Here is a 25,078-nt window from a genome sequence, read left to right as displayed (position 1 = left end):
CGACCTGAGCGTCGACAAATCAACCCACCCGCAACCGCCCCACCGCCCGGGTTCTGATTGACGATGGAATCGTCAACGTTGTATTTCGCCAGACGCGTCGCGGCGCGTCGAATTATCCACCAGTGGACAGATTCTCATCATCGTCGATGACATAGGACCGTCACTGAGCACTCGCGTCACGCGGGCAGTACAGCGACCGACCTGTTGTTTAAGGCAACGATAATTCCCAGTACCGGTCAGTCATCGATGGCAGTTCCGTCGCGGTGACGCGTACGCCCGCACCTCGAAGAACCGCGACAAAGCTGCCACCATTATCGATCGGGGCTGGCACGATGTGAGGTTCCGATTCGACCCCTTCCTCCACTTCCACTTCAGCGTCGCCAATCGGCGATAGGATAATCATCGCGAGCCGACCTCCGGACACGTTGGTGAAGCGGAACCTACCCGAACCAATATGCTCTGCGGTCCACGGATCCGACACCTCGTCTTCGATGTGACGAAGAGCATGATCACGCAGCCATCCCCAAGTAGCGAGCGCAGCCTCCCGATCATGCTTAGCTACTGGCAGGCCGAAAGTGAAGTGCTCATCGACGAAATCAGCTAAGGAAGACGGAAATCCGAGCCCTTGAGTTACGTTGAGATAGTTGGATAGCCTCCACATTACGAGCAGTTCAATGATTCGGCCTGCACCCGCCTCGGATATGCCTTCCAAGAGTTGGAGATCACGCCAGCTGACGATGGTAGGTGGGAGGACTGCACTGTTGAACTCAGCGATCATCGGCACCGCATGTTGCATGACGAGCATCTCAGTGAACGCATTCGATGGCATCCCAGCGTTTGGAGCTACAACTAACGGGATGAACTTTGTCTGATCATCGATGTGAACACCGTTGCTGTCCCAACCATTTTTCCGGAACTGCGCGATCGTGGATTTCAGCTGTTCGAACTTGGTGGCGGCGAACATGTTTCGGATCTCGTCCACCAACTCTGATCCGGTCGCAGTTCGCTCGGCAAACTGGCGTGGAAGGTTTCGGTTGTTGGCGTCGATGACGATGCAGTCCTTCCCCTGCGAGTACACAAAGTCACAGATTTTGGCGTTCTGCCCTTTCCTTGCCCAAGCAGCTTTCATCGCAGGATCATCGATAATGCCCGCGCCACCAAACCGGGCCTCGTGCTGGCCTATTCTCGCGAGTACCTCACCGACGCGGTGTTCAAAGATGTCGTTCATAGCGGACTTGAAGCGTGAAGCGCGGCCCGGATCTACTGCCTTAATAGCATCGTAAAGCTTCAAAGCCAGCAGATCGCCGAAGACCCGCTGGACGGCGTATTGAAGCCTGAGCATGACGAAGCTGCCGTCGGCGAGTTGCACGAACGGTGTGTTCTGCAGCGTGTAGCGCATCCAGGTATTTGTGATTTCGCTTGTTCGTTCGGCAACGATGTCGTTTCTCAGTGCCCCCAGAGGGACGGTGCACGTCTTGACGAAGAGATCAATGACTTTGCTATTCATTCCGCTGTCCGCCAACGTATCTGGTGTGAACCTCACGCCACCGCCGCCACGGACCCGTGCCCACAGTCCCCATCCGAACGCTAGGAAATCGTCGAGATCGACGCCGTAGGTAGCTGCAAAAAGATCAGCAGGCCCATCACCGAGATCCCGTAGGGTTTCCGCTCCCGTCCGCGAACTCCAACCGCGGCGCCAGGTTTCGTCGGCGGAACCTGCCAGAAATTCGAAGGGTTCGGGAAAGTCGAACAGGTGCTGAGCAGCCCAATCGAGCGCGATCTCGGCGAAATCGTCCAACGTGCTCTGCAGGTCGGTTTGTACGGGATGCAACACCCGCGCCCTCAGGGCTTCGTCGACAATGTCCTGATCATGACCGATACCGAGCGTGCAGAGGGCGAGATCGGTGATTGATAGATCATTCTCCGAGTCCTCATCGCTGAATTCGATGATTTCCTTTATGCATTGAACGAGCGCCGTATTGGTGAAGATTGCTCGCCCTTGATCGATTTCTCTGTTCAGTCGGTGCTTCAAGTCGCCCTGAATGCCGGAAACGTGTGATCGCTCGACCGTTGCCCGCTGATTCTCCAACACCGCGAGATCGAGCTCTGCGAATAATCCAGCCACCTTGACGAGTGCGGGAATAGTCCCCACTGCCCTCCAGACAACCCGCCGTTGGTCAAGACTCATCGGTTCAGAGACGACATCCGTCGCGTCCACCGCTCGCGCTATGCTACCGAGTTGACCTAGGTCCACGTTCGCCGCAGTCGGCGGCATCTGCGGCGACGAACCTGGGTTCGCTCCGGCGTCGGGCATCGTGGTTTCGGCGCCTCCCGCCGCCCGCTTCGCGGCCCGCGCTTGTCGGATTCGTGCCCCTTTACCCACCGGAGCGGATACCCCGCTCGTTCAGCAGCGACTCGTCGCCGTGATGGCGTGACGGCTCGCCGCCCCATTCGCGTATCGACTGCCGAACCGTGGCTAATAGCCGCAACTCGGCGCCAATCCTGTCGCAGATGCACATGTTATCCAGGCTATGCGACAGGGGCGACATTGCCCGAACGCCTACGTGGATTTCACGGCCCGGTGGCGGGATGGCTGAGACGCTCATCGGCGTTTGTGAACGGTTAGCTTCAACCTCCGGCGTTACTGCGGCACCCAACACCCAACGGCCTCAGGTCGTTGCCACGGCCGGACTCGGTGTCTCGGTCGCCACAATCAGCTGTAATTTCCAGCCACAGAGCTGCCCCTAGCTGGCGAGCCGTGCCGTGCGGATATCGATCTGTATTCGTTACGCCCTGACACTCAGGCCCGCCGTCTTCGGCTGCGCTCCGACCGACCCGGCCTGGCCCAGCGCTTAGATTCCGCGACGGTTACCGGGCTGCCAGCCTCGGTCTTCGTCGCAGTGCCGTGATCCGCGAGAAGCACTCTCGATGCGAAATCGTCTGTACCGCATTGCAATTTCAGAGTCGTCGCCAGCGTCACTAGCCGCCTCCGCTAGTCGTCGGGACCGGCAACAGCTGTTGGCGGCACATACACCCATACCAACGGGTACCGATCTTCGGCATTACGAAATCGGAGCGACACGCACAACCACCCAGACGCGGGCCCGACCACCAAATCATCGACACGGATCTCGTTCCAGAATCTCGCTCGCCACTCCGGGCTCTCATCGAGTTGGCAATTTGCCAAGTTGTGCCATCTCAAATGACGAATTGCCACGCAATTTGAGAAGTGGCAGTTCCACTTTCAACATATAGCGCACCCGGGGGCTTGTGGCAAGACCCCCCTCATGCCCCAGAATCGCTGGGCTGCAACGTAACTTGCGGCTTGATCGTCTTGAGGGGGACGCATGACTGATACCGACGTGATCATCGTGGGCGCGGGACCGACCGGTCTGACGCTGGCCACCGAACTCTGCCTGTCCGGGGTCAAACCGCTTGTGCTGGAACGACTCACCGACATTCGTGAGGTCGCCAAAGCGGGCGGCATCGGGGGTCAGATCCTCAATCTGTTGCGCTACCGACAACTCGGGGATCTGCTTGATGATGCCGCGGGCGCACCCGTCACCGCCAAACTTCCGTTCGGCGGCATCCACGTCGACCTGACCGAACTCGATGAGTCGCCGATGCAGGTACAACGACTCCCCCAGCCCCGACTTGAAGCGCTGCTGCAGAGCCACGTGCAAAACCTCGGCGTCGAGGTCCGCCGCGGCCACGAGGTCACCGGACTGCAGCAGGACGACGACGCCGTGCACCTCGAGGTCCAGGGACCTGACGGCCCATACCGCATCAGCGCGCAGTACGTGGTGGGTTGCGACGGGGTGCGCAGCCGGGTCCGGGAACTGGCCGGCATCGAGTTTCCGGGCATCGTCTACCCCGAGATCCACCGGATGGCTACGGTCGCGTGGCCGCCCGAGATCACCGTCCGCGACGACGGCGACTACGACGTCCCCGGCTACGGCCATCTGCCCTGGGGATACAGCCAGACCGAGGGTGGCATCTTCGCCATCGCGTCCTCAGAGCCCGGACGGCTGGGCATGTACACCAGCGAGGCTCCCGATCACGACTACGACGATGACGACCCGATGACGCTGGACGAGTTCCGGGACAGCGTCCGCCGCGTGCTTGGCGTGGACATTCCGCTCGGCGAGCCACAACGGCTGACCCGCTTCACCTACGCGGCCCGGCACACCGAGCGCTACGTGGCGGGCCGGGTGCTGCTGGCCGGCGACGCGGCACATCAGATTCCGACAGGCGGCGTGGCGGTCTCGGCCGGGATGCTCGACGGGGTGAACCTCGCCTGGAAACTGGCCGCCACGATCCAGGGCTGGGCGCCGCCCGGACTGCTCGACACCTACCACTCCGAGCGGCACCTCGCGGGTGAGCGGCTACTGCTGCACGCTCAGGCCCAGGTGTCGTTGCGGCGCGGACACGACCCAGCAGACGAGGCGCTGCGAAAAGTGTTCAGCGAATTGGTCTCCGATGCGTCGGCACTCGCCCGGGTTGGCGCGATGATCGCGGCGTCCGACGTCCGGTACCCAATGAGCGGCGCGCAGCCGCACGCCCTGGCGGGCACGTTTGCGTCGGGCCTGCCCGACGACGTCGTGGCGGCCCTGCGCGCGGCGCGACCGGTCTTCGTCGGACCGGCCGAGCTGTGCGACGTCGCGGCGCCGTGGGCCGACCGCGTCGACGTCCTCGAACACCCCGGCCTCAATTACCCCGACGCCCTGTTGATCCGGCCGGATGCGCACATCGCCTGGGCGGGTGCCACGGAAACCGGACTGCGCGACGCGCTCACCTACTGGTTCGGCGAACCGCGATGAATATTCGGGCCCGCACCGGTCTATCCCATGAACACACTCTTCAGGAGGCAACATGACCGAGCAGACCGCCCTGCCACCGGTGGTCGACCAGGACACCTGGCGTGCCGCCCTCGACGACCTACGCCGCCGCGAAAAAGCCGCGACGCGTGAACTCGACGCCATCGCCGCGCAACGGCGCAGGCTGCCGATGGTCGAGCTGCCCGACTACACGCTGATCGGTGCCGACGGTCCCATCCGGCTGGCAGACATCTTCGACGGCCGGTCGCAGCTGATCGTCTACAACCACATGTGGACCGACGGCGCCGAGTGGCAGTGCTCCGGGTGTACCGGCTACACCTCGCAGTTCACCCGGCTGGACTTCCTGGCCAACTACGACGCGCGGTTCGTCATCGTCACAAATGGCCCCATCGAGGAAGCCCTGGCTTACAGGGCCAAAGTGGGCAACCAGATGGATTGGTACTCGTCGGCGGAGAGCTCGTTCGGGTCCGACGTGGATGCCGCACCGGGCGATGGTTTCGCGGTGAATGTGTTTCTGCGCGACGGCGACACGGTGTACCGCACCTGGCACACCAACGGCCGCGGCACCGAGCAGCTGGGCCACAGCTTCTCGCTGATCGACGTTCTGCCCTACGGCCGCCAGGAGCAGTGGCAGGATTCGCCCGACGGCTGGCCCAAATCGCCGACATATTCCAAGTGGGCCGGCTCCCCCGATATCGCACGCCTCTATGGACCGAATGGACAGAACCGATGACCAGCAACACAACGGCGCAAGAACGCTTCGTCGCCACCCGCACCATCGCCGCGCCGCCCGCCGCGGTGTTTGCCGTACTGGCCAACCCTGCCCGGCACAAGGACACCGAGCCGGGCGACTGGGTCCGCGACGCTATCGACTCCGCTCCGATCACCGGTACCGGCCAGGTTTTCGCCATGAACATGTACCTCGACCAGGCGGGCGGCGACTACGTCACGCACAACCGGGTGACCGACTTCGAACAGGACAGGACCGTCGGCTGGGCGACCGGGAGTCTGGACGACTCGGGCGAGTACAACCCGGGCGGTTGGTGGTGGCGCTACGACCTGGCCCCGAACGGCGACGGCACCGATGTCACCCTGACCTACGACTGGACCGGAACGCCGCAGGCCTTCCGCGACCAGATCGGCGGCATGCCACCGTTCCCCCTCGGGTTCATCGAGGCGTCGCTGGCTGCCCTCGATCGGGCCGTCACCGGCTGATTCAGGCGGCCCACCTCTACGCGACAACCTCTGCACAACAAGGGATTTAACGCGTGGAGGTGGGCGGAACGTCCCACGATCGATCGAAGCGTCGGGTGCGAGCATCGATCAATCCGATTTGCTCCTGGGCGTATCCCGAGTATGCTGATTGCATCGGCGGTACTTCGTCGCGTGGCTGATCATTGCCACGCCGTCGCCGATTCGAAGAAGTTTGGCCGATTCGCGGTCAAGGCAGGAGCGTCGCAATGACGCCGCAACATGACCACACGACCCTGATTGACCGCACCACCCCGACGCACACTCCCCGTTTACGGTTGAAGCCCAAGGCTCCCCACAGCGGATATGTGGACGGGGCGTGGTGGCCGCACACCAGCAACCTCAGCAGCGAATTGCCCGATCTCTTGGCCGTGCTGTCGGTTCGCCTCGGACGGATCGACCGAGTGCTGTACAACACCAGCGAGTGGTCGAGCACGCCCAGCAAGCTCGCCACCGGCGGACGACAGGTCCGTCTGGACGGATACCAGCGCCAGCCCATCAACACCGTTGAGGTGATTGGGCTCGACCGCGACAGGATCGTCCTCCTGACGGTGCCCGCAGCCACAGATCCGGCGGAAGCCCATAGCGCGCTCATGAGCGCCGCGCGGCCCGATGACCACACGACCGTGCTGGGCATCCTGACCGCCGCACAGCACGCCGACTAGCCAGCCGTTTCTGAGCTGCGCCCCAACAGATTTGGATGCGCCGATGCGCATTCATGATGAAAAAAAGAAAGTAGTAACAGCATGACCGAAGGTACCGTGAAGTGGTTCAACAACGAGAAGGGCTTTGGATTCATCGCCCCGGACGGCGGCACGCCCGACGTTTTCGTTCACCACACCGAGATCCAGGGCAGCGGCTTCCGCTCGCTTGAGGAGAACCAGCGCGTGAAGTTCGACGTCACCCAGGGCGCCAAGGGCCCGCAGGCCGTCGGCGTCACCGTCCTCTAAACACGCCAAAACTCCTGGGCTGGCGCGGGTTTGCCCCGCGTCAGTCCAGAACTTTGCCTGAAATCCGTTGCCGCCGTGCGGCGGTCAAGATTTCTTCAGCCGTCTGCAACATCGCCTCTTCGCCTCGCCGCAGGTCCACTCCTTGACTGGCTGCGCGTCGCAGCACCATGCCGGCCAGCGAGCTGTTGGTCGTGCTCGGCACGATGAGCAGAGTCGCGCTCGCGTCAGATCCCCTGATCGTCATGATGTGTTGAGGTTTGGTGCGCCAGTCCCGCCAATTGAGATTTGGCGGATTGTGCAGCGGCGACCAATTGAGCTCGACCGCAACAATTTTCCCCAATCGGTCTTCCAAGACCGTAACCAGACCGGCCAATTCGTCGGCCAGGGCTCCTGTATAGGGCCACCACGCGCCGTCGAGTCGGCCGCCGAGATCATCCGCCAGGCACAGCCGAACGGGTTTGTCTGCGCGTATCCGCTGCGTGAGATATGCCATCAGGACATCGCAGAATGTCTGAGCCGGTCCGTGTGCCATGCCATGAGAAATCCTTACGGTCGATGCCGCGACGACCACCGGCAAAACGGCGACGGACATTACGCTGCACTCAATTTGAACCGAGCCGCCGAGCGGCAACGACACGGCTCACTCAATGACGCTACGCCGTCTGTGCGGCAGTCGGTACGCGTAGAGTCGATATATGGCGCCGAAATGCCCCCGATGCGGCAGCACCGGCTTGTATCCATTGGCCAGCACCAACCCCAAACCCGCAGCGAACGGCGGGCGGCGGTGGGAATGTGTTGATTGCGGCAAGAACGTTTTCCGCAATGGCCCGGTTCCCGATACGCCCGCTTCCGCCGGTCACTGACACGCCGCGCCGTGCGGCGCGGAAATCATCAGTCGCTGTACTCCGCGGTCCCATCCTCGAGCACCAACCGGGCATTGCTGCCGTCGGTCCCGGCGGCTTCTGTACGGAACACCGCGTGCCCGGGCTCGATGCGCCACACCGACGTCGTCAACGTCTCGCCGGGGAAGACCGGCGAGGTGAAGCGTGCGCCGACAGCCTTGATCTTGGCGGCGTCGCCACCTCCCAGTTCGGCGACCAGGACCCGGCCGGCAACCCCGTAGGTGCACAGGCCGTGCAGGATCGGCTTCGGGAAACCCGCGAGGGTCTGCGCGAACCACGGGTCGCTGTGCAGCGGGTTACGGTCGCCCGAGAGCCGGTAGATCAGCGGCTGGTCCTCGGTGGTCGGCAGCGCAACGACGGCGTCCGCCGGGCGATCCGGGATCTCCGGCGCGGCGGCCCGCTCCCCCGGTTGCCCACCGAAACCACCCTCGCCGCGGATCACCGCGGTCGACCAGGATTCCGCGATCACGTTTCCGTGGTCGTCGGTGGCGGTGCCCTTGAACGTCAGGATGGCGTTCTTGCCCTCGCCCTTGTCCTGGATGTCGACCACCTCGGAGCTGACGTTGAATCGGCCCGACGGCGGCAGCGGCGCGTGCAGCCGAATCCGCTGGCTGCCGTGCAGCAGCTTGCCGAAATTGAAGCTGCCGACCTCGCCGACCGCGCCCCAGGCCGGGCATGCGATGACTGCATAGGTGGGCAGCACCTGCTGGTCGATGTCGTGACTGTTCTCGGTGGTGAACGCCAAATCCTTGGTCCCGCAACCGACTCCGAGTGCGTAGAGCAGGGTGTCGCGTTCGGTCCATTCGAAGGGCTGCGGAGCAGTCTTGGCTCCGACGGCGTTGGGGTTGATCGGCATTCGGCGGTTCTCCCTCGCAAGTGGGTGTGACAAATTCGGACCCTACGCACTATTGACCTCGGCCCGCGAGAGGTTCACGATGACTCGCATGCGATATGTCGTTACCGGCGGTACCGGGTTTATTGGCCGCCGCGTCGTCAGCCGGATTCTGGCTCAGCACGACGAAGCCGAAGTGTTCGTTCTCGTTCGTCGGGCCTCGTTGGCCCGCTTCGAAGAACTGGCCGCGGACTGGGGTGACCGGGCGAAACCGCTGGTCGGTGACCTCACCTCCGCAGATCTGGGCCTGTCCGATCTCGCCGATCTGGGTCCGGTCGATCACGTGGTGCACTGTGCCGCGATCTACGACATGACCGTCGACGCCGCCACCCAGCAGGCCGCCAACGTCGAGGGCACCCGGGCGGTGATCGAGTTGACCCGCAGCCTGAACGCGACCCTGCACCACGTGTCGTCGATCGCGGTGGCGGGCAATTACCGGGGGATTTTCACCGAGGACGACTTCGACGTCTCGCAGGAGCTTCCGACGCCGTACCACCAGACCAAGTTCGAAGCCGAACAACTGGTGCACGCCACCCCCGGCCTGCGCTACCGGGTGTACCGGCCGGCCGTCGTGGTCGGCGACTCCCGCACCGGCGAGATGGACAAGGTCGACGGTCCGTACTACTTCTTCGGAGTGCTGGCCCGATTGGCCGCCCTGCCGAAGTTCACGCCCATGATGGTGCCCGACACCGGCCGCACCAACATCGTGCCGGTGGACTATGTGGTCGACGCCCTGGTGGCGCTGATGCACGCCGATGGGCGCGACGGCCAGACGTTCCACCTGACTTCACCGAATCCGATTGGACTCAAAGACATCTACCGCGGCGTCGCCGCCGAGGCCGGGCTGCCGCCGTTGCGCGGCACGCTGCCGCGAGCCACCGCCGCCCCGGTGCTCAAGGCCACCGGCCGGGCCAAGGTGCTGCGCAACATGGCCGCCACGCAGTTGGGCATCCCCGGTGAGGTGCTCGACGTCGTCGACCTGGCGCCGACGTTCGCGTCGGAGACCACTGTCGCGGCACTGCAGGGCACCGGCATCGTGCTGCCCGAATTCGCCTCCTACGCACCGAAACTCTGGCGCTACTGGGCCGTGCACCTGGACCCCGACCGCGCTCGCCGGGATGACCCACGCGGCCCGCTCGTCGGCCGCAACGTCATCATCACGGGCGCCTCGAGCGGCATCGGCCGGGCCTCGGCCGTCGCCGTCGCCGAACGCGGCGGACGGGTGTTCGCACTGGCCCGCAGCGCCGACGCCCTCGACGAACTGGTCACCGAGATTCGCCAATTCGGTGGCGAGGCATACGCTTTCACGTGCGATGTCGCCGACGGCGGGTCGGTGGAGCACACCGTCAAGGACATCCTGGGCCAGTTCGGCCACGTCGACTACCTGGTGAACAACGCCGGCCGCTCGATCCGGCGGTCGGTGGTCAACTCGACCGATCGCTTCCACGACTACGAGCGCGTGATGGCCGTCAACTACTTCGGCGCCGTGCGGATGACGCTGGCGCTGCTGCCGCACTGGCGGGAACGCCGGTTCGGTCACGTGGTCAACGTGTCGAGTGCCGGGGTGCAGGCCAACAGCCCGAAGTACAGCGCCTATCTACCGAGCAAGGCCGCACTCGATGCCTTCTCCGAAGTGGTTGGCACCGAGACGCTTTCGGACCACATCACGTTCACCAACATCCATATGCCATTGGTGGAAACCCCGATGATCGCACCGTCGAAGCGGCTGAATCCGATGCCGCCGATCACCCCGGAGCACGCCGCGGCGATGGTGGTGCGTGGCCTGATCGACAAGCCGGCCCGGATCGACACCCCACTGGGCACCCTGGGCGACCTCGGAAACTACTTGACCCCCAAGCTGTCTCGCCGGGTACTGCACCAGTTGTACCTGGGCTACCCGGATTCGGCGGCGGCTCGCGGTGTCTCCGAAACCCCGCCGGTGGCCGATCGCCCCCGGAACCCGCGCCGACCCAAGCGGCCCAACGCCGTCAGCCGTATCCGGGTGCCCCGGCCGGTCAAGCAGGCGGTGCGCCTGATCCCCGGCGTGCATTGGTAGACGGAGTGCACTGGTAGACGAGGTAGCGCATAAACGGCGCCTGGCTCGAGCCCACAGGTTCGAGCCAGGCGCCGTCGCGCGCCTCTGTCAGACCAACTCGTACGCCGGGTCGCGGTGCAGCGTCGAGTCGATGCCCTCTTCTTCGGCCTCGGCAGAGATCCGCAAACCCATCACCTTCTTGATCACCAACGCGATCACGAGCGCGACGGTGAACGAATAGGCCAGCACCGCCCCAGCGGCGACAGCCTGCTTCAGCAGCAGATCCGCACCGCCGCCGTACAGCAGTCCGTCGACCCCGTTTGGCATTCCCGCGCTGGCGAAGAACCCGATCAGCAGCGTGCCGACGATACCGCCGACGAGGTGCACACCGACGACGTCGGTCGAATCGTCGTACCCGAACTTGTGCTTGAGCCCGATCGCGAACGGACAGATCACCGCCGGAATGAATCCGACGAAGATGGCGCCAACCGGAGTCACCGCGCCACACGCCGGGGTGATGGCAACCAGGCCCGTGATCGCGCCGGAGGCCGCACCGATGCCGGTCACGTGACCATCCTTGAACTTCTCCACCAGCAGCCAGCCCAGCGTCGCCGCACAGGTCGCGACAAAGGACGTGACCATGACGATCGCCGCCGGCTTACCGGCGGCCAGCGCCGAGCCACCGTTGAACGCATACCAGCCGGCCCACAGCAGTCCGGCGCCGAGCAGCGTCAGCGGCACATTGTGCGGCTTACGTGAACTCCAACTCGCTGACCTGCCGAGCACCAGCGCGACGGCGAGCGCGGCCGCGCCCGCGTTGATGTGCACGGCAGTACCGCCGGCGAAGTCGATCGCGTGCAGTTTGTTGGCGATCCAGCCACCCTTGGCATCGGGGGTAACCACGCCGTCGACCGCGAAAACCCAATGGGCGACCGGGAAGTAGACCAGGATCGCCCACGCCGTCGCAAAGCTCATCCACGCCGCGAACTTCATCCGATCCGCGGCAGCACCCGAGACGATAGCCACGGTGAGGGCCGCAAAGAGTGCCTGGAACAAGGCGAACAAGCTCACCGGCAACCCGTTGATGGTCGTCATCGGATCCAGGAGATTCTTCATCCCGGCGAACTCGGTGAAGCTGCCGACGAAACCGCCGTACGAGGTGCCGAACGTCATGGAGAATCCGAACAACACCCACAGCACGCCGACGACGGCCACCGCGCCATACGTCATCATCATCATGTTGGTCGAGCTCTTCACGCTGACCATGCCGCCGTAGAACAGTGCCAGCCCAGGGATCATGATCGTGAGCCCAATGATGCAACAGAGCATGAATGCTGTTGTTCCGGTATCCATTTCGCCTCCTCGCAGGTTCGGGGGCATACACATGCCCGTCTCTGCTCAGTAGACACCGTTTTCTTTGCGGAGACACTCCGTAGCGTGTAACAACCTCGTGAACCGCAGCGTAACGCCGAAGTTACACCACCACAGTTGCAATCACTAACCACTCCATGTCTACTATTGAGAAACATTGATTCCTATCAGTAGTCGGAGTTGGTATGACGAGTCGCAGTGAGTTGGCCACGCTGGCCGAGCAGTCCGGAACCAAGTTCATCCTCGCGCTGTTCGTCGATCTCAACGGCAAGCCGTGCGCGAAACTGGTGCCGGTCGAAGCAGTCGAAGAACTCGCCACCAACGGCGTCGGGTTCGCCGGCTACGCGGTCGGCGCCATCGGCCAGGAGCCGAAGGACCCGGACCTGATCGCCATTCCAGATCCGGCCTCGTTCACCCCCATCCCGTTCGTGAAAGACGGCCTGGCGCTGGTCCATTGCGACCCACATGTGAACGGCGCACCATGGCCGTTCGCACCCCGCAACATCCTCAAGGCCATGATCCAACAGGCGACGGACGCCGGATTCGAGCCCTGGATCGGTGCCGAGGTCGAATACTTCCTACTCAAACGCACCGCCGACGGGGCCCTGGCACCCGCCGACGACCAGGACACTGCGGCCCAGCCGTGCTACGACGCCCGCAGCGTCACCCGGATGTATGACCACCTCTCCTCGATCAGCACCGCCATCAACGGACTCGGCTGGGGCAACTACGCCAACGATCACGAGGACGGGTCCGGCCAGTTCGAGCAGAACTTCAACTACGCCGAGGCCCTGACCACCTGCGACCGGGTCATCACGCTGCGTTACCTGCTCAATGTGATGGCCGCCGAACGCGGCATGATCGCCACCTTCATGCCAAAGCCGTTCGCGGACAAGACCGGTTCCGGTCTGCACATGCACATCTCGCTCACCAGCGGCGGAACTCCGGTGTTCCCCACCGACGCAGGCGAGGACGACCGCGGGCTGGCGATGTCTGCAACCGCATACTCGTTCATCGCCGGAATACTCGACCACGCGTGCGCCATGCAGGCGGTGATTGCACCAACAGTCAACTCCTACAAACGAACCGGCGCCATCTCGACAGCATCGGGCGCATCGTGGGCGCCGCGCTTCCCGACGTACGGGGGCAACGACCGCACCCATTACATCCGGGTGCCGGACAACAATCGGATCGAACTGCGCGGCGGCGACGGGTCCGCCAACCCGTACCTCGCCGCAGCCGCGGCCCTCGCCGCCGGACTGGACGGCATCAAACGAGCTGCCGACCCCGGCGCACTCGGCACCGGCCCCAGGCAGGAACGACTGCCCGCCACCCTCCTGCATGCCATCGAGCGGCTGGAGACCGACGAGGTCATGACCGGTGCGTTGGACGCGGCCATCCCACCCGGCTCCGATGTTCCCAGTGTCGCAGCGTATTTCGCCCGGCTGAAGAAGACCGAATTCTGGGACTGGCACTCGGCGGTCGGCACGTGGGAGCACGAACGCTACCTGACCGCCTTCTGAGAACCCAAAACCACTATCGGCCAACCACATCCGGCCCACACGCGAAAGGAACAAACACAACCATGTGTGGAATCGTCGGGTTGCACCTGCGCACCCCCGAGCTCTATCCCCGGCTAGGTGAGCTGCTCACCGGCATGTTGACCGCAATGGAGGCCCGCGGTGCCGACTCGGCCGGCATCGCCGTCTACGGCGACCCACAGTGGTCGCCGGCCGGGCAGAGCACCATCTCCCTGATCGAGGTCGATGCGACGCCTGACCAGATCATCGACGAGTTGAGCGCCCGGGTGGGTGCACCGGTTTCGGTCACCGTGCGCGACGTGACCTACCTGGTATCCGCGGACACCACAGCCGAAGAACTGCTGGCAGCCGCCAAGGCGGCCTATCCCCACGTCCTGGTCGGAGGGTTCGGCACGGACGTGGCGGTGCTCAAGGGTGTCGGCACGCCCACGTCGCTGGCCGACAGCTGGGGTCTGGCGCAAGCGCAGGGCTGGCAGGGGGTCGGCCACACCAGGATGGCCACCGAGTCGGCGGTCACCCCCAGCGGCGCCCACCCGTACGCGGTAGGCCCGGACCAGTGCCTGGTGCACAACGGTTCCTTCGCCAACCATGCCGGCATCCGGCGCGATCTGCGCGCAGCCGGTATCGAGTTCGACTCGGAGAACGACACCGAGGTCGGTGCGCGGTTCGTGGCCCACGAACTGGCCGCGGGATCCGACGTCGAGCAAGCCTTGACCAGTCTGACAACAACATTCGACGGCTTTTACACACTGCTGGTCTCCCACAGCGACAGCTTCGCGATCGTCCGCGACGCCATCGCGTGCAAGCCGGCGGTGATCGCCGAGACCGCGGACTGGGTGGCCATGGCATCGGAGTTCCGCGCGCTGGCGCACTTGCCCGGGATCGAGGACGCCCGAATCTGGGAACCAGAACCCGAAGTGGTCTACGCCTGGAGCCGAGAGACGGTGTCGGCATGAGCGACACCGCAACCACTTTCGACCTGTCGTCGGTCGCACTGCGGGAGGTCAACGCCGCCCTGCATGGCGACGACATCGACGGTCAGTACGTCATCGTCAATCCCCAAGGGGCACACAACGTCGCCGTCGGCGTCAACGCGCCGGTCGAGATCACCGTCAACGGCCACGTCGGCTACTACGCCGCCGGGATGAACCAGAAAGCCGAGATCACCGTCAACGGCAATGCCGGGCAGGGCCTCGCCGAGAACATGATGAGCGGCGTCGTTCACGTCACCGGCGACGCGTCGCAGTCCGCCGGCGCCACCGGACGCGGCGGCCTACTGGTGATCGACGGCAATGCCGCTGCCCGCTGCGGCATCTCGCTGAAGGGACTCGACATCGTGGTCGGTGGCTCGGTCGGACACATGAGCGCTTTCATGGCCCAGCGTGGCCGGATCGTCATTCGCGGCGACGCCGGCGACGCCCTGGGCGATTCGATCTACGAAGCGCGCCTGTACGTGCGCGGTGAAGTGAAATCCCTTGGCGCGGATTGCATCGAGAAACCCATGGAGACCGAGCACCTCGAGGAGCTCGCCGGCCTACTCAAGGCCGCCGGCTACGACGACGACCCCGCCTCCTACCGGCGGTATGGCTCGGCACGCAACCTCTATCACTTCCAGGTCCACAACTCCTACTGATCAGGATCAGCACATGACCTTCTCGGCAGACGACCGATCCCAACGTGGACTACGTGAGTCCGCGACCTTCGACCGGGCCACCATCGCCGCCATCCACCGGGCCGCAGAGACCGGCATCTACGACATCCGAGGCTGGGGCGCCAAGCGCGCCCTCCCCCACTTCGACGACCTGCTGTTCCTCGGCGCCTCGATGTCGCGCTACCCACTGGAGGGGTATCGAGAAAAGTGCGGCACCGACGTGGTGCTCGGCGCGCGAAACGCGAAATACCCTCTACACCTGGATATTCCGGTCACCATCGCGGGCATGTCCTTCGGGGCGCTGTCCGGCCGCGCAAAGGAGGCTCTCGGGCGGGGCGCCTCGGAGGTCGGCACCTCCACCACCACCGGCGATGGTGGCATGACGCCGGAGGAACGCGGTCACTCCAAACATCTGGTGTACCAGTACCTGCCGAACCGCTACGGGATGAACCCCGACGACCTACGCCGCGCAGATGCCATCGAGGTGGTTCTCGGCCAGGGCGCCAAGCCAGGTGGCGGTGGAATGCTGTTGGGACAGAAGGTTTCCGAACGCGTGGCCGGTATGCGCGACCTGCCGCAGGGAATCGACCAGCGGTCGGCGTCTCGGCATCCGGATTGGACCGGGCCGGACGACCTGACCATCAAGATCAATGAATTACGCGAGATCACCGACTGGGAGAAACCGATCTACATCAAGGTCGGAGCCTCTCGCACGTACTACGACGTCAAACTCGCCGTGCACGCAGGCGCCGACGTGGTCGTCGTCGACGGCATGCAGGGCGGCACTGCCGCCACCCAGGAGGTCTTCATCGAGCACGTCGGCATCCCCACGCTGGCCGCGGTACCGCAGGCAGTGCAGGCGCTGCAAGAGCTCGGCGTCCATCGCAAGCCGAACGGCGTGCAGCTGATCGTGTCCGGCGGCATCCGTAGCGGCGCGGACGTGGCCAAGGCGCTGGCCCTGGGTGCGGACGCCGTCGCCATCGGCACGGCGGCATTGATCGCGCTCGGCGACAACCATCCCAAGTATGAGGCTGCTTACGCCCAACTCGGTTCGGCAGCAGGGTTTTACGACGATTTCCAGGACGGCCAGGACCCCGCCGGCATCACCACCCAGGACCCGGCACTGCAGCAGGCGCTGGACCCGGTCGACGGCGGCCGGCGCGTCGCCAACTACCTGCGGGTGCTGACCATGGAGGCGCAGACAATCGCACGGGCGTGTGGCAAGGCGCATGTCACCCACCTGGAGCCCGAAGACATGGTCGCGGTGTCCATCGAAGCCGCCGCCATGGCGCGGGTACCGCTGGCCGGCACATCCTGGATTCCGGGCCACGGCGCGGCAGGTGGGTTCTGATGGCATCGAAGGCAGTGATCATCGGCGGCGGACTGATCGGCCTGTCCATCGCCCGTTCCCTCACTGACCGCAGCCTCTCCGATGTCGTTGTGCTGGAACGCCATCAGCTGGCCAGCGGCGGCACCGGGAAGTCATCGGGCATCGTGCGGACCCACTACGGTGTCCCATCGATCGCCGCCATGGCCTGGCGCAGCCTGCCGTTGATCGAGCAACTGGGCGACTCGATCGGGTTCCGGCAGGTCGGCTACACAGTGCTGGTCGGCAAAGAGAATGCCGACGCGCTGGCCGCGAACACGGCCATGCACCAGTCACTCGGCGTCGAGGTCGATCTGATCGACACCGACCGGTTGCAGGAACTATGGCCGATGTTGGAGACCTCCGACGTGGCACTTGCGGCGTACGAGCCGCGTGGCGGATTCGCGGACGCTACCCAACTGGCACTGCATTTCGGGCAGGTGGCCCGAGCGGGCGGCGCCAAGATCCGGCAGAACACGCCCGTGGCCCGGGTTCTCACCGCGGGCGACAGAGTCAGCGGGGTGATGCTGGAGAACGGCGACACCATCGACGCCGATCTGGTGATCGTGGCCAATGGTTGGTGGTCGGCAAAGTTGTTGGCCGACATCGGAATAAGCTTCCCCATCGAGGCCTACCGATCGGAACTGCTGATCGTCGACGCCGGCGAGCCACTCCCCGATCTGCCGGTGATCTCCGATCTGATCAGCCTGCAGTACTGCCGAGTCGAAGGCTCCGGCCAATTCCTGGTCGGCAACAGCGATCACGCCGATTTCCAGAAGAAGTTCGTGGACCCCGACAGCTACTCCAATGTCGCCGCAGAAGCCTCCGTCATGGCATACGGCGAGAAGGTGATGCACCGCTTCCCCGGCTTCCCCGAGCCGGCGGTCACCCACACCTACGCGGGCGTGTATGACGTTCCGCCGGACTGGAATCCGGTGATCGCCCCGATCGCCGGAGTCGACGGACTGATCCTGGCGGCTGGTTTTGCCGGCCACGGCTTCAAGATCAGCCCCGCCGTCGGAGAACTCGTCGCTGATCTGGTGTTCGAGGGAGACAGCACCGATCCTGACGTCCCGGCCGCGGATTTCCGGTTGGAACGGTTCGCCGAAGGTAAGCCGCTGTGCAGTCGGCACCCGTATGTCGGTGCCGGCGAGATGCGCTGACCCACGACGCATTGTCCTTCCCGTCGCTTCGCTCGCCCCGAATCCGGGTTCCCACAAAGGAGTTTCATGCCTGACACCGTCACCTCGCTGCTCGCCGAGATCGCTTCGACCGGCACAGACACCCGGCGCGGCGGCTACACCCGACCCGTGTATTCCACGGCAGAACTTGACCTGCGATCGTGGTTTCTGGCGCACGCGGCAAAGCGGGGCCTGGACGTGGAAACCGACCGCAACGGGATCATCTGGGCCTGGTCGGGCGGCGTCGGCGACGGCGCGGTGGTGACCGGCAGTCATCTGGATTCAGTACCCGGCGGCGGCGCATACGACGGCCCACTCGGGGTGGCATCCGCACTGGTCGCCTTCGACCTGCTGGACGCCCGCGGCATCGGGGGCCGCCGAGCCATCGCCGTGTTCCCCGAGGAGGAAGGTTCCCGCTTCGGCGTGGCCTGCCTGGGCTCGCGGCTGATGACCGGGGCGATCGATCCAGACCGGGCCCGCGGCCTCACCGACCAGAACGGCATCACCTTTGCTGACGCAAGCCGTTGTGCCGGCATCGATCCCACACACCTCGGACCGGATCCGGATGCGCTCGCGCGGATCGATACGTTCGTCGAACTCCACGTCGAGCAAGGCCGCGGGCTGGTGGAGCTGGGCCGACCGGTAGCCGTCGCCTCATCGATCCTCGGCCACGGCCGGTGGCGGCTGTCTTTCACCGGCGAAGGCAACCACGCCGGCACGACGCTGATGAAGGACCGGTCAGACCCGATGGTCGCCGCCGCCCGACTCGTGGTGGCCGTGCAGGCACAGGCCCGGGCCATCAGCGAGGCGCGCGCCACCGTCGGGCGGATCGTCCCCGTGCCCGGCGGCACCAACGTCATTGCCTCCCAAGTGGATCTCTGGCTGGACGTGCGTCACCCCGATGACGCAGTAACCAAGTTCCTGGTGCATGAAATCGCCCGAGAGGCCAACGCGGCTGCCCGCGGGGAAGGCTGCGGAGTGACCATGACCGAGGAGTCATTCAGCCCCACAGTTGATTTCGACTCACAGGTGCGAGACAGCCTCAGCTCGACGCTCGATGATGCGCCGATATTGGGAACCGGAGCCGGTCATGACGCCGGAGTCCTGAAGGACCACGTCAGCACCGCAATGTTGTTCGTACGCAACCCTTCCGGCATTTCACACGCCCCCGCCGAGGCGGTCGAGAACGCCGATGCCGAAGCGGGTGCGATCGCGCTGGCCGATAGCCTTGCGCATCTCGCCGAGTCCCGGTCGCGCCGGATCGAGTCCCGCGCGAGTTGTCCACTGACAGTAGACGTCGATGCGTTACGGTTAACCGATGGAGAACGACGAAACGCTGCTTCGCAATGCGGGCACCACGCGTGACCGGCGGCCCGATGACAGAGTCGAAGAGCTCGAGCTCGAGGTGGCCATCGCTCGCAATGTTCGCCAGCTACGCCATAATTCGGGACTATCGGTCGGTGACATGGCAGCCCGGATCGGCATCTCGAAGGCGATGCTCTCCAAGGTCGAGAACGCACAGACCTCCTGCTCACTGAGCACCCTGGCACTGCTGTCCAAGGGATTCGACGTTCCGGTGACGTATCTGTTTCGCGGCGCCGACACCGAGCGACCCGCGTCGTTCGTCAAGGCAGGCAAGGGCACCCCGATCGTCCGCAGCGGCTCGCAGGCCGGCCACGAGTACCACCTGCTGGGCGGGCTCCGCGGCGAGCACAAGCGACTGGAGTGTCTGATGGTCACCCTCACCGAGGCCAGCGATGTTTACCCCCTGTTCCAGCACCCGGGCACAGAATTCATCTACATGCTCGACGGCGTCATGGACTACAGCCATGGCCGCTCGGAATACCGCCTCGAACCCGGCGACTCCTTGCAGTTCGACGGCGAAGGCGTCCACGGACCAACCCGGCTGATCCGTCTGCCGATCCGTTTCGTCTCGGTCATCGCGTTCCCCGACGGCACGGTCTGATCGCTGGGGCGGCCACGACCGCTCGCGGGACGATCAATCGAAATGCCCGACCTTCGGTATCCCCTTATCGTTGGCGGCATGACAGGGAGTGGGATGCCTACGGCCCAGCCGGTTTTTGCTGACGTCGACACGGGCGTAGACGATGCGATGGCGCTGGCCTACCTGCTGGCCAGCGCCGACGCCGAGTTGGTCGGCATCGCGTCCACCGCGGGCAACGTCCCGGTCGACCAGGTATGCGTCAACAACTTGGGATTGCTGCAGTTGTGCGAGGTAGGCCCCATTCCGGTGTCCCGCGGCTCGAGCGTCCCGCTGGTCGCACCCCTGCGTACCGCCGAGGACACCCACGGCCCGCAGGGTTTGGGGTACGCCGAACTGCCCGAACCGAGTCCAGAGTCCGAAACCGGCGGCGTGCTCACCGAGTACGACGCCGCCGAGGCGTGGATCCAGGCCGCCCGCGAATATCCGGGCGAGTTGATCGGTCTGGTCACCGGTCCGCTGACCAACTTCGCGCTGGCGCTACGGCTGGAACCGTCGCTGCCGCGGCTGCTGCGTCGGCTGGTGATCATGGGCGGGGCCTTCGACTATCGCGGCAACACCACGCCGGTGTCCGAATGGAACATCAGCGTCGACCCGGAGGCCGCCGCTGAGGTGTTCTCGGTCTGGGGCGCCGCGTGGGGACTGGAGGACCCCGGTCATCTGCCGATCATTCTGGGGCTCAACCTGACCGAGAACATCGCGATGACGCCGTCGCTACTGAGCCGGCTGGCGACCGCCGCGGGCGGGCCGTCATCGCCGATGAGCGTGCTGGACGATCGCGGCACGCGCTCCACGTCGTCCAACGCCCTGATCCGGGTGCTGGAAGACGCCATGCGGTTCTACTTCGAGTTCCACTACGACCAGGGCGAGGGCTACCTGGCGCACTTGCACGATCCGCTCGCGGCGGCCGTGGCCCTGGATCCCGATATCGTCCGGTACCAGCGAGCGACGGTCGACGTGGAACTGCTGGGCACCCTGACCCGCGGCATGACGGTGGCCGACTGGCGCGGGCATTGGGGGCGTCAGCCCAATGCCCACATCGGCGTCGAGGTGGACCCGGTGGCGTTCTTCGACCGGTTCATCGAGCGGGTCGGCAGGTTCGCCTCCAGTCTCTGACGCCGAATGGCCACTTACGACACGGAAATTCGCAGATTTCGTGTCGCAAGTGGCCAGTCGGCGCGGTGATGATCAGTCGTCGGTGACGGTGATCTTGACGTCGATGTTGCCGCGGGTGGCGTTCGAGTACGGGCACACCTGGTGGGCCTTGTCGGCCAATTCCTGAGCGGCGTCGTGCTCCAGGTTGGGCAGGGTGATCTCCAGCTCGACCGCCAGCCCGAATCCGCCGTTGTCCAGCTGTCCGAGCGAAACCCGTGCTCCCACAGACGAATCGGTGACGTCGGCCTTGGCCTCGCGGGCGACCAGACGCAGCGCCGAGTGGTAGCAGGCGGCGTAGCCGATGGCGAACAGCTGCTCGGGGTTGGTGCCGTTGCCGCTGCCACCCATCTCCTTCGGGATGGCCAGATCCAGATCCAGCTTGCCGTCGGAGGTACGGCCGTGGCCGTCGCGACCTTCGCCGGTGGCCAGGGCTTCTGCGGTGTAGAGCGCCTTCATGTCGATCTCCTTGTGGTTGGTTGGTGCCGGCGACGCGAGTTGCGTCGGTAACTCAGTGCGATGCGGTGAGGGCATCGGTCAATCGGTGGATCGCGTCGCGCAGGTCCGCTGCTTCCTGCTCGGTGATGCCCGTCTGGGCGCCCAGCCGTTCTGGAATGCACTGGGCCTTCCCTTCGAGCTTGCGGCCGGCCGGGGTGAGGGTCACCTCGACCTGACGCTCGTCCTGCAGCGACCGTTCACGACGGATGAATCCATTGGCTTCCAACCGTTTCAGTAGCGGTGAGAGAGTCCCCGAATCCAGCTGCAGCCGTTCGCCCAGTCGCCCGACCGTGACCCGATCCTCTTCCCACAGCACCAGCAGCACCAGGTACTGCGGGTAGGTGAGGTTCAGCTCGGACAGGATCGGCCGATAGGCCGCCGTCATCGCCCGCGACGCCGAGTACAGGGCGAAGCAGAGCTGGCGGTCCAAGGTGAGTGCGTCCACGTGATGAACTGTAGCCCACAATTCAATTGTGCACAACTATTATTTTGCGGATGGCGTACCGCCAGGCCCGCCGCGTGTCAGCGGAGATGCCGTTGCAGCCAGTCGACGCTGTACCCGAGCCATTCGGTGTAGTGCCCCATGGCGCAATGGTCGTCGTCGGGATACAGGACCAGTTCACTGTTGGGCACAGCATTGGCGAGGTCGACGGAGTCCTGGGTCGAGACGAGAGTGTCGGCGTCACCGTTGACGACCAACAGCGGCACGGTGATATCGGGATAGAGGGCTTCGAGCGACAGGGCGTGCAGCCGCCGGCCCAGGTCGACGAGGCTGGTTGCGCCGGTGGTGTTGCGGAGGGTTTGCAGGATGATCTCGGGCTTGCCGAAGGTGGATGTCGGCGCGAAGCTGCGGCGGTAGAGACCGCCGTTGCAGACCGCTGCCTTGATTCGCTTGTCGCGCGCCGTCATTCGCGCCGACCAGTGCGCACCGAAGCTGACTCCGACCATGCCGATCCGGTCCGCGTCGACGCGAGGATGCGCAGCGAGGTGGTCAAGCATTGCCGTGTAGATGTTTTCGGATTCGGGTGAGAGCGGGTTGCGGTAGGCGTAGGTGCTGGGCATCTCCATCGTGACGACAGCCATGCCGTTGCGGCGGTACTTCAGGATCGGGAGCGCAATCTCTTGACTGGCGCCTTCCAGGCCGTTGGTGACCAGGACCGTGGCGGCGGGTTCGCTCCCCGCCGGGAACGCCGCGTAGCCCTTGATGGCCTCTCCGTCGGCGTGCAAGGTGATGACCTCGACGTCGACGCCCATCGCCGGAGCGAGCGCGCGCAGTAGCGCGTCGAACAGGCATTGCGACTCGGCGTAGGCCTGGAGCCGGCGGGGTGTCCAGCCCGGCCACGATGCGGCAAACAGGTACGTCATGGCCTTGACCAGTGCGTCGATGGCGACAGCGGCATCGGCGTGGTCAGGGTTGTCGGCGATGAACGAGGTAACCAACTGTTGGACGGTTTCCGGTGAGCGCTCGGCGAACACATCGACGGCCGGCGCCAGCACGGCGCCGAGCCGAGTGACGAGGTCGGCGTCGGCCGGCACGAGCAGTTCGCTCGGAGCGGGACCGCCCAGGCGAGCCAGCGCGGGCGCGGCGATGTCGAGGTGCAGGGCGGCCAGCCTGCGCCAGTAACCGGCCCACGCCTCGTCATCGAACGAGCGGCATTGCCGCAATTGAGTTGCGAAGAGCCGCTTGTCGATTCCGCCCATGTTGGCGAACCGGTCGACGGTCAGCTCCGGCAGAAAATAGCTGACGCCGACGCGCCGAGCGGCACGTTCGGTTGTTCCGGTCAGCGCACAGAGGCTGACGATCAGGTTCTTGGCAATGCGTGACATGGGTCCTCCGGTCGGGACGGGGCAGCAAGCCGATGGTAGGCAGAGATCTCTTCCTAACGCAATGATTTTTGCGTTAGACTTGGGGCCATGGAGGAACCCGACGAGGTCTCACGTCGCCCCGGTGGACGATCCGCGCGCATCCGCACGGCCGTCCTGACCGCCGCCCTGGACCTGCTGGAGACCGGGGTCACCCAGTCGAGCCTTCCCGAGCTGGCAGCCCACGCCGGAGTGGCGCCATCGTCGATCTATCGCCGTTGGGGCACCTGGGAAAACGTCATCGCCGACGCGCTATTGGCCAGCAGCCAGGCCGCGATTCCCGTTCCGGACACCGGTAATCTGCGCCAGGATTTGATCGAATTCGCCACGTCGCTCGCGAAATACCTGGAGTCGCCCCGCGGATACGCGTTGACCCGAGCGGCCGGCTCCGTTGGCACGGACTCCCCCGACAGCGATGCCGCCCGAACGCGGTTCTGGACCGAAAGGTTTCAGGTCGCCAAGATGATCATCACTCGCGGCATCGACCGCAACGAGGTGCCCGCCACCACCGATGCGGCGCTCGTCATCGAAACCATCATTGCGCCACTGCATTTCCGGCGCCTGGTCACCCATCAGAACGTCAGGCACGGACTTGCCGCACGGATCGACCTGGTACTGAAAGGATCACAAACCCCGTGATCGACGAAACCCAAGTGCAGGCCATGCGACGACGGCACGCCAATGGCGCCACCATCGTCGAGGTGCGCTCAGGTGCCGGCTGGCAGCAATGGTCGAACGATCAACTACCGCTGGGCCTTCCGCCGGTTCCCCAGTGGCGTGACACTGCCGAGGACGGTCAGTCGGCCGACGCCCTCTTGCCGTTCGCTCCCGTGTCATTCCGCGACTTCATGCTCTACGAACAACACGTCATCGATGCGTCGCGAGCGATGGCGCGGCGGTACCTGCCCGGCAGCTACCGGATGACCGCGGCGTACGAGCGCATCACCGGATCGACGTTCCCGATGTTCAAACCGAACCGCTTGTGGTTCGAGCAGCCGATCTACTACATGAGCAACGCACTGACGTTTGTGCCCAGCGGAACACCGGTCACCACACCGGCTTACGCCCGCGACCTGGACTACGAGCTCGAACTCGGTTTCGTGCTCGGCCGCCCACTGCGCAATGCCACGCCGACCGAAGCCGCCGCGGCCATCAGCGGCTACGTCGTCCTCAATGACCTATCCGCCCGCGACGTCCAGATAGCCGAGATGCGTAGTGGTTTCGGGCCGCAGAAGGCCAAACACTTCGCCAGCTCCATGTCCGACACCGTCGTCGCCGCGACGCCGAGCATCGATCCAGCCGGACTCGAAGCCGAAGTCAAGATCAACGGGGTCACCGTGACGCGAAGCACCACCAGAGGTATGCGGTACACGCTCGGCGAAGCCCTGGCCCACGCCTCCAAGAGCGAACAGCTCTATCCCGGAGAGCTGTTCGGCACCGGCACATTACCGGGATGCTCGGGAATCGAGTCCGGTCACCTGCCCCAGGAGGGAGACAGGCTCGAGCTGACCATCCTCGGCATCGGCAGCATCACCCACGAAGTCCGGCCCCACGCCGAAAAGCACCGCGCATGAACATCATCCAG

The 25,078-nt window shown here is 64.8% G+C and carries 23 protein-coding genes; 16 read left to right on the top strand and 7 right to left on the bottom strand.

Annotation, left to right across the window (positions count from 1 at the left end; genetic code table 11):
• Positions 1 to 208: 208 nt before the first annotated feature.
• A complete protein-coding gene (locus ACNO8X_RS10160; protein ID WP_418005171.1) occupies positions 209 to 2,218 on the bottom strand; it encodes a hypothetical protein in 2,010 nt (669 codons plus the stop codon).
• A gap of 1,129 nt (positions 2,219 to 3,347) precedes the next feature.
• Between ACNO8X_RS10160 and ACNO8X_RS10155 the strand changes: the two genes are divergently transcribed.
• The 5 genes from ACNO8X_RS10155 to ACNO8X_RS10135 all read left to right on the top strand — a co-directional run bounded on the left by ACNO8X_RS10155 (position 3,348) and on the right by ACNO8X_RS10135 (position 7,039).
• Positions 3,348 to 4,820 (top strand): FAD-dependent monooxygenase, encoded by a 1,473-nt coding sequence (locus ACNO8X_RS10155; protein ID WP_418005170.1) that lies wholly within the window; start codon positions 3,348 to 3,350, stop codon positions 4,818 to 4,820.
• A gap of 52 nt (positions 4,821 to 4,872) precedes the next feature.
• Positions 4,873 to 5,571, top strand: coding sequence for a DUF899 domain-containing protein (locus ACNO8X_RS10150; RefSeq protein WP_418005169.1), 699 nt, complete (start codon positions 4,873 to 4,875; stop codon positions 5,569 to 5,571).
• Positions 5,568 to 6,053 carry an SRPBCC family protein gene (locus ACNO8X_RS10145; protein ID WP_418005168.1) on the top strand — a complete coding sequence of 162 codons (486 nt, stop codon included), beginning with the start codon at positions 5,568 to 5,570 and terminating at the stop codon, positions 6,051 to 6,053. Before ACNO8X_RS10150 ends, ACNO8X_RS10145 begins: the two co-directional genes overlap by 4 nt.
• A gap of 245 nt (positions 6,054 to 6,298) precedes the next feature.
• The gene (locus tag ACNO8X_RS10140) at positions 6,299 to 6,754 is read left to right on the top strand and encodes a DUF5994 family protein (protein WP_418005167.1); all 456 of its coding nucleotides are present in this window, start codon (positions 6,299 to 6,301) and stop codon (positions 6,752 to 6,754) included.
• An 81-nt stretch (positions 6,755 to 6,835) separates the two neighbouring features.
• Positions 6,836 to 7,039 (top strand): cold-shock protein, encoded by a 204-nt coding sequence (locus ACNO8X_RS10135; RefSeq protein WP_043396795.1) that lies wholly within the window; start codon positions 6,836 to 6,838, stop codon positions 7,037 to 7,039.
• Between the two features lie 40 nt (positions 7,040 to 7,079).
• On the opposite strand, the gene ACNO8X_RS10130 is transcribed toward ACNO8X_RS10135, so the two are convergent.
• Together ACNO8X_RS10130 and ACNO8X_RS10125 are read right to left on the bottom strand one after the other, a co-directional pair.
• Positions 7,080 to 7,676 (bottom strand): DUF5994 family protein, encoded by a 597-nt coding sequence (locus tag ACNO8X_RS10130; protein ID WP_418005166.1) that lies wholly within the window; start codon positions 7,674 to 7,676, stop codon positions 7,080 to 7,082.
• 254 nt (positions 7,677 to 7,930) lie between these two features.
• Positions 7,931 to 8,797, bottom strand: a complete 867-nt coding sequence (locus ACNO8X_RS10125) for a MaoC/PaaZ C-terminal domain-containing protein (protein ID WP_418005165.1) — start codon at positions 8,795 to 8,797, stop codon at positions 7,931 to 7,933.
• Between the two features lie 88 nt (positions 8,798 to 8,885).
• Here ACNO8X_RS10125 and ACNO8X_RS10120 point away from each other — a divergent pair, with 88 nt between their 5' ends.
• A complete protein-coding gene (locus tag ACNO8X_RS10120; RefSeq protein ID WP_418005164.1) occupies positions 8,886 to 10,889 on the top strand; it encodes an SDR family oxidoreductase in 2,004 nt (667 codons plus the stop codon).
• Between the two features lie 87 nt (positions 10,890 to 10,976).
• Here the strand turns inward: ACNO8X_RS10120 and ACNO8X_RS10115 are convergent, their stop codons facing one another.
• Entirely contained in the window at positions 10,977 to 12,221 is a 1,245-nt protein-coding gene (locus ACNO8X_RS10115; RefSeq protein ID WP_418005163.1) for an ammonium transporter, read from the bottom strand.
• A gap of 203 nt (positions 12,222 to 12,424) precedes the next feature.
• On the opposite strand from ACNO8X_RS10115, the gene glnT reads away from it, so the two are divergent.
• The 8 genes from glnT (at position 12,425) to ACNO8X_RS10075 (ending at position 21,096) form a co-directional block, all read left to right on the top strand.
• Complete coding sequence (gene glnT / locus ACNO8X_RS10110; protein ID WP_418005162.1) at positions 12,425 to 13,762, top strand: type III glutamate--ammonia ligase; 1,338 nt, start codon at positions 12,425 to 12,427, stop codon at positions 13,760 to 13,762.
• A 62-nt stretch (positions 13,763 to 13,824) separates the two neighbouring features.
• Entirely contained in the window at positions 13,825 to 14,736 is a 912-nt protein-coding gene (locus tag ACNO8X_RS10105) for a glutamine amidotransferase (protein WP_418005161.1), read from the top strand.
• Positions 14,733 to 15,413: a protein glxC gene (locus tag ACNO8X_RS10100; RefSeq protein WP_418005160.1), complete on the top strand. Its 681-nt coding sequence runs from the start codon at positions 14,733 to 14,735 to the stop codon at positions 15,411 to 15,413. The genes ACNO8X_RS10105 and ACNO8X_RS10100 overlap by 4 nt, the downstream gene beginning before the upstream one ends.
• Positions 15,414 to 15,426: 13 nt before the next feature.
• Positions 15,427 to 16,782, top strand: coding sequence for an FMN-binding glutamate synthase family protein (locus tag ACNO8X_RS10095; protein WP_418005159.1), 1,356 nt, complete (start codon positions 15,427 to 15,429; stop codon positions 16,780 to 16,782).
• Positions 16,782 to 17,960, top strand: a complete 1,179-nt coding sequence (locus tag ACNO8X_RS10090) for an NAD(P)/FAD-dependent oxidoreductase (protein ID WP_418005158.1) — start codon at positions 16,782 to 16,784, stop codon at positions 17,958 to 17,960. The genes ACNO8X_RS10095 and ACNO8X_RS10090 overlap by 1 nt, the downstream gene beginning before the upstream one ends.
• A 66-nt stretch (positions 17,961 to 18,026) precedes the next feature.
• Positions 18,027 to 19,343 carry an allantoate amidohydrolase gene (locus tag ACNO8X_RS10085; RefSeq protein ID WP_418005157.1) on the top strand — a complete coding sequence of 439 codons (1,317 nt, stop codon included), beginning with the start codon at positions 18,027 to 18,029 and terminating at the stop codon, positions 19,341 to 19,343.
• Complete coding sequence (locus ACNO8X_RS10080) at positions 19,297 to 19,944, top strand: helix-turn-helix domain-containing protein (protein WP_418005156.1); 648 nt, start codon at positions 19,297 to 19,299, stop codon at positions 19,942 to 19,944. Before ACNO8X_RS10085 ends, ACNO8X_RS10080 begins: the two co-directional genes overlap by 47 nt.
• Positions 19,945 to 20,037: 93 nt before the next feature.
• Complete coding sequence (locus tag ACNO8X_RS10075; RefSeq protein WP_418005155.1) at positions 20,038 to 21,096, top strand: nucleoside hydrolase; 1,059 nt, start codon at positions 20,038 to 20,040, stop codon at positions 21,094 to 21,096.
• A 72-nt stretch (positions 21,097 to 21,168) separates the two neighbouring features.
• On the opposite strand, the gene ACNO8X_RS10070 is transcribed toward ACNO8X_RS10075, so the two are convergent.
• The 3 genes from ACNO8X_RS10070 to ACNO8X_RS10060 form a co-directional block, all read right to left on the bottom strand.
• Positions 21,169 to 21,591, bottom strand: a complete 423-nt coding sequence (locus ACNO8X_RS10070) for an organic hydroperoxide resistance protein (protein WP_071289271.1) — start codon at positions 21,589 to 21,591, stop codon at positions 21,169 to 21,171.
• A gap of 52 nt (positions 21,592 to 21,643) precedes the next feature.
• Positions 21,644 to 22,075, bottom strand: coding sequence for a MarR family winged helix-turn-helix transcriptional regulator (locus ACNO8X_RS10065; protein WP_043396805.1), 432 nt, complete (start codon positions 22,073 to 22,075; stop codon positions 21,644 to 21,646).
• A 77-nt stretch (positions 22,076 to 22,152) separates the two neighbouring features.
• Positions 22,153 to 23,457, bottom strand: a complete 1,305-nt coding sequence (locus ACNO8X_RS10060) for an alpha/beta hydrolase family protein (RefSeq protein ID WP_418005154.1) — start codon at positions 23,455 to 23,457, stop codon at positions 22,153 to 22,155.
• 87 nt (positions 23,458 to 23,544) lie between these two features.
• Between ACNO8X_RS10060 and ACNO8X_RS10055 the strand changes: the two genes are divergently transcribed.
• Positions 23,545 to 24,132, top strand: coding sequence for a TetR/AcrR family transcriptional regulator C-terminal ligand-binding domain-containing protein (locus ACNO8X_RS10055; protein ID WP_418005153.1), 588 nt, complete (start codon positions 23,545 to 23,547; stop codon positions 24,130 to 24,132).
• The gene (locus tag ACNO8X_RS10050) at positions 24,129 to 25,067 is read left to right on the top strand and encodes a fumarylacetoacetate hydrolase family protein (protein WP_418005152.1); all 939 of its coding nucleotides are present in this window, start codon (positions 24,129 to 24,131) and stop codon (positions 25,065 to 25,067) included. Before ACNO8X_RS10055 ends, ACNO8X_RS10050 begins: the two co-directional genes overlap by 4 nt.
• Positions 25,068 to 25,078 lie beyond the last annotated feature (11 nt).

The organism is Mycobacterium sp. PDNC021 (genome assembly GCF_048282635.1).
GTDB classification, from domain to species: Bacteria; Actinomycetota; Actinomycetes; order Mycobacteriales; family Mycobacteriaceae; genus Mycobacterium; species Mycobacterium llatzerense.
Note: the sequence above shows the minus strand (reverse complement) of the source record. Positions and strands in the feature narration are given on the sequence as shown.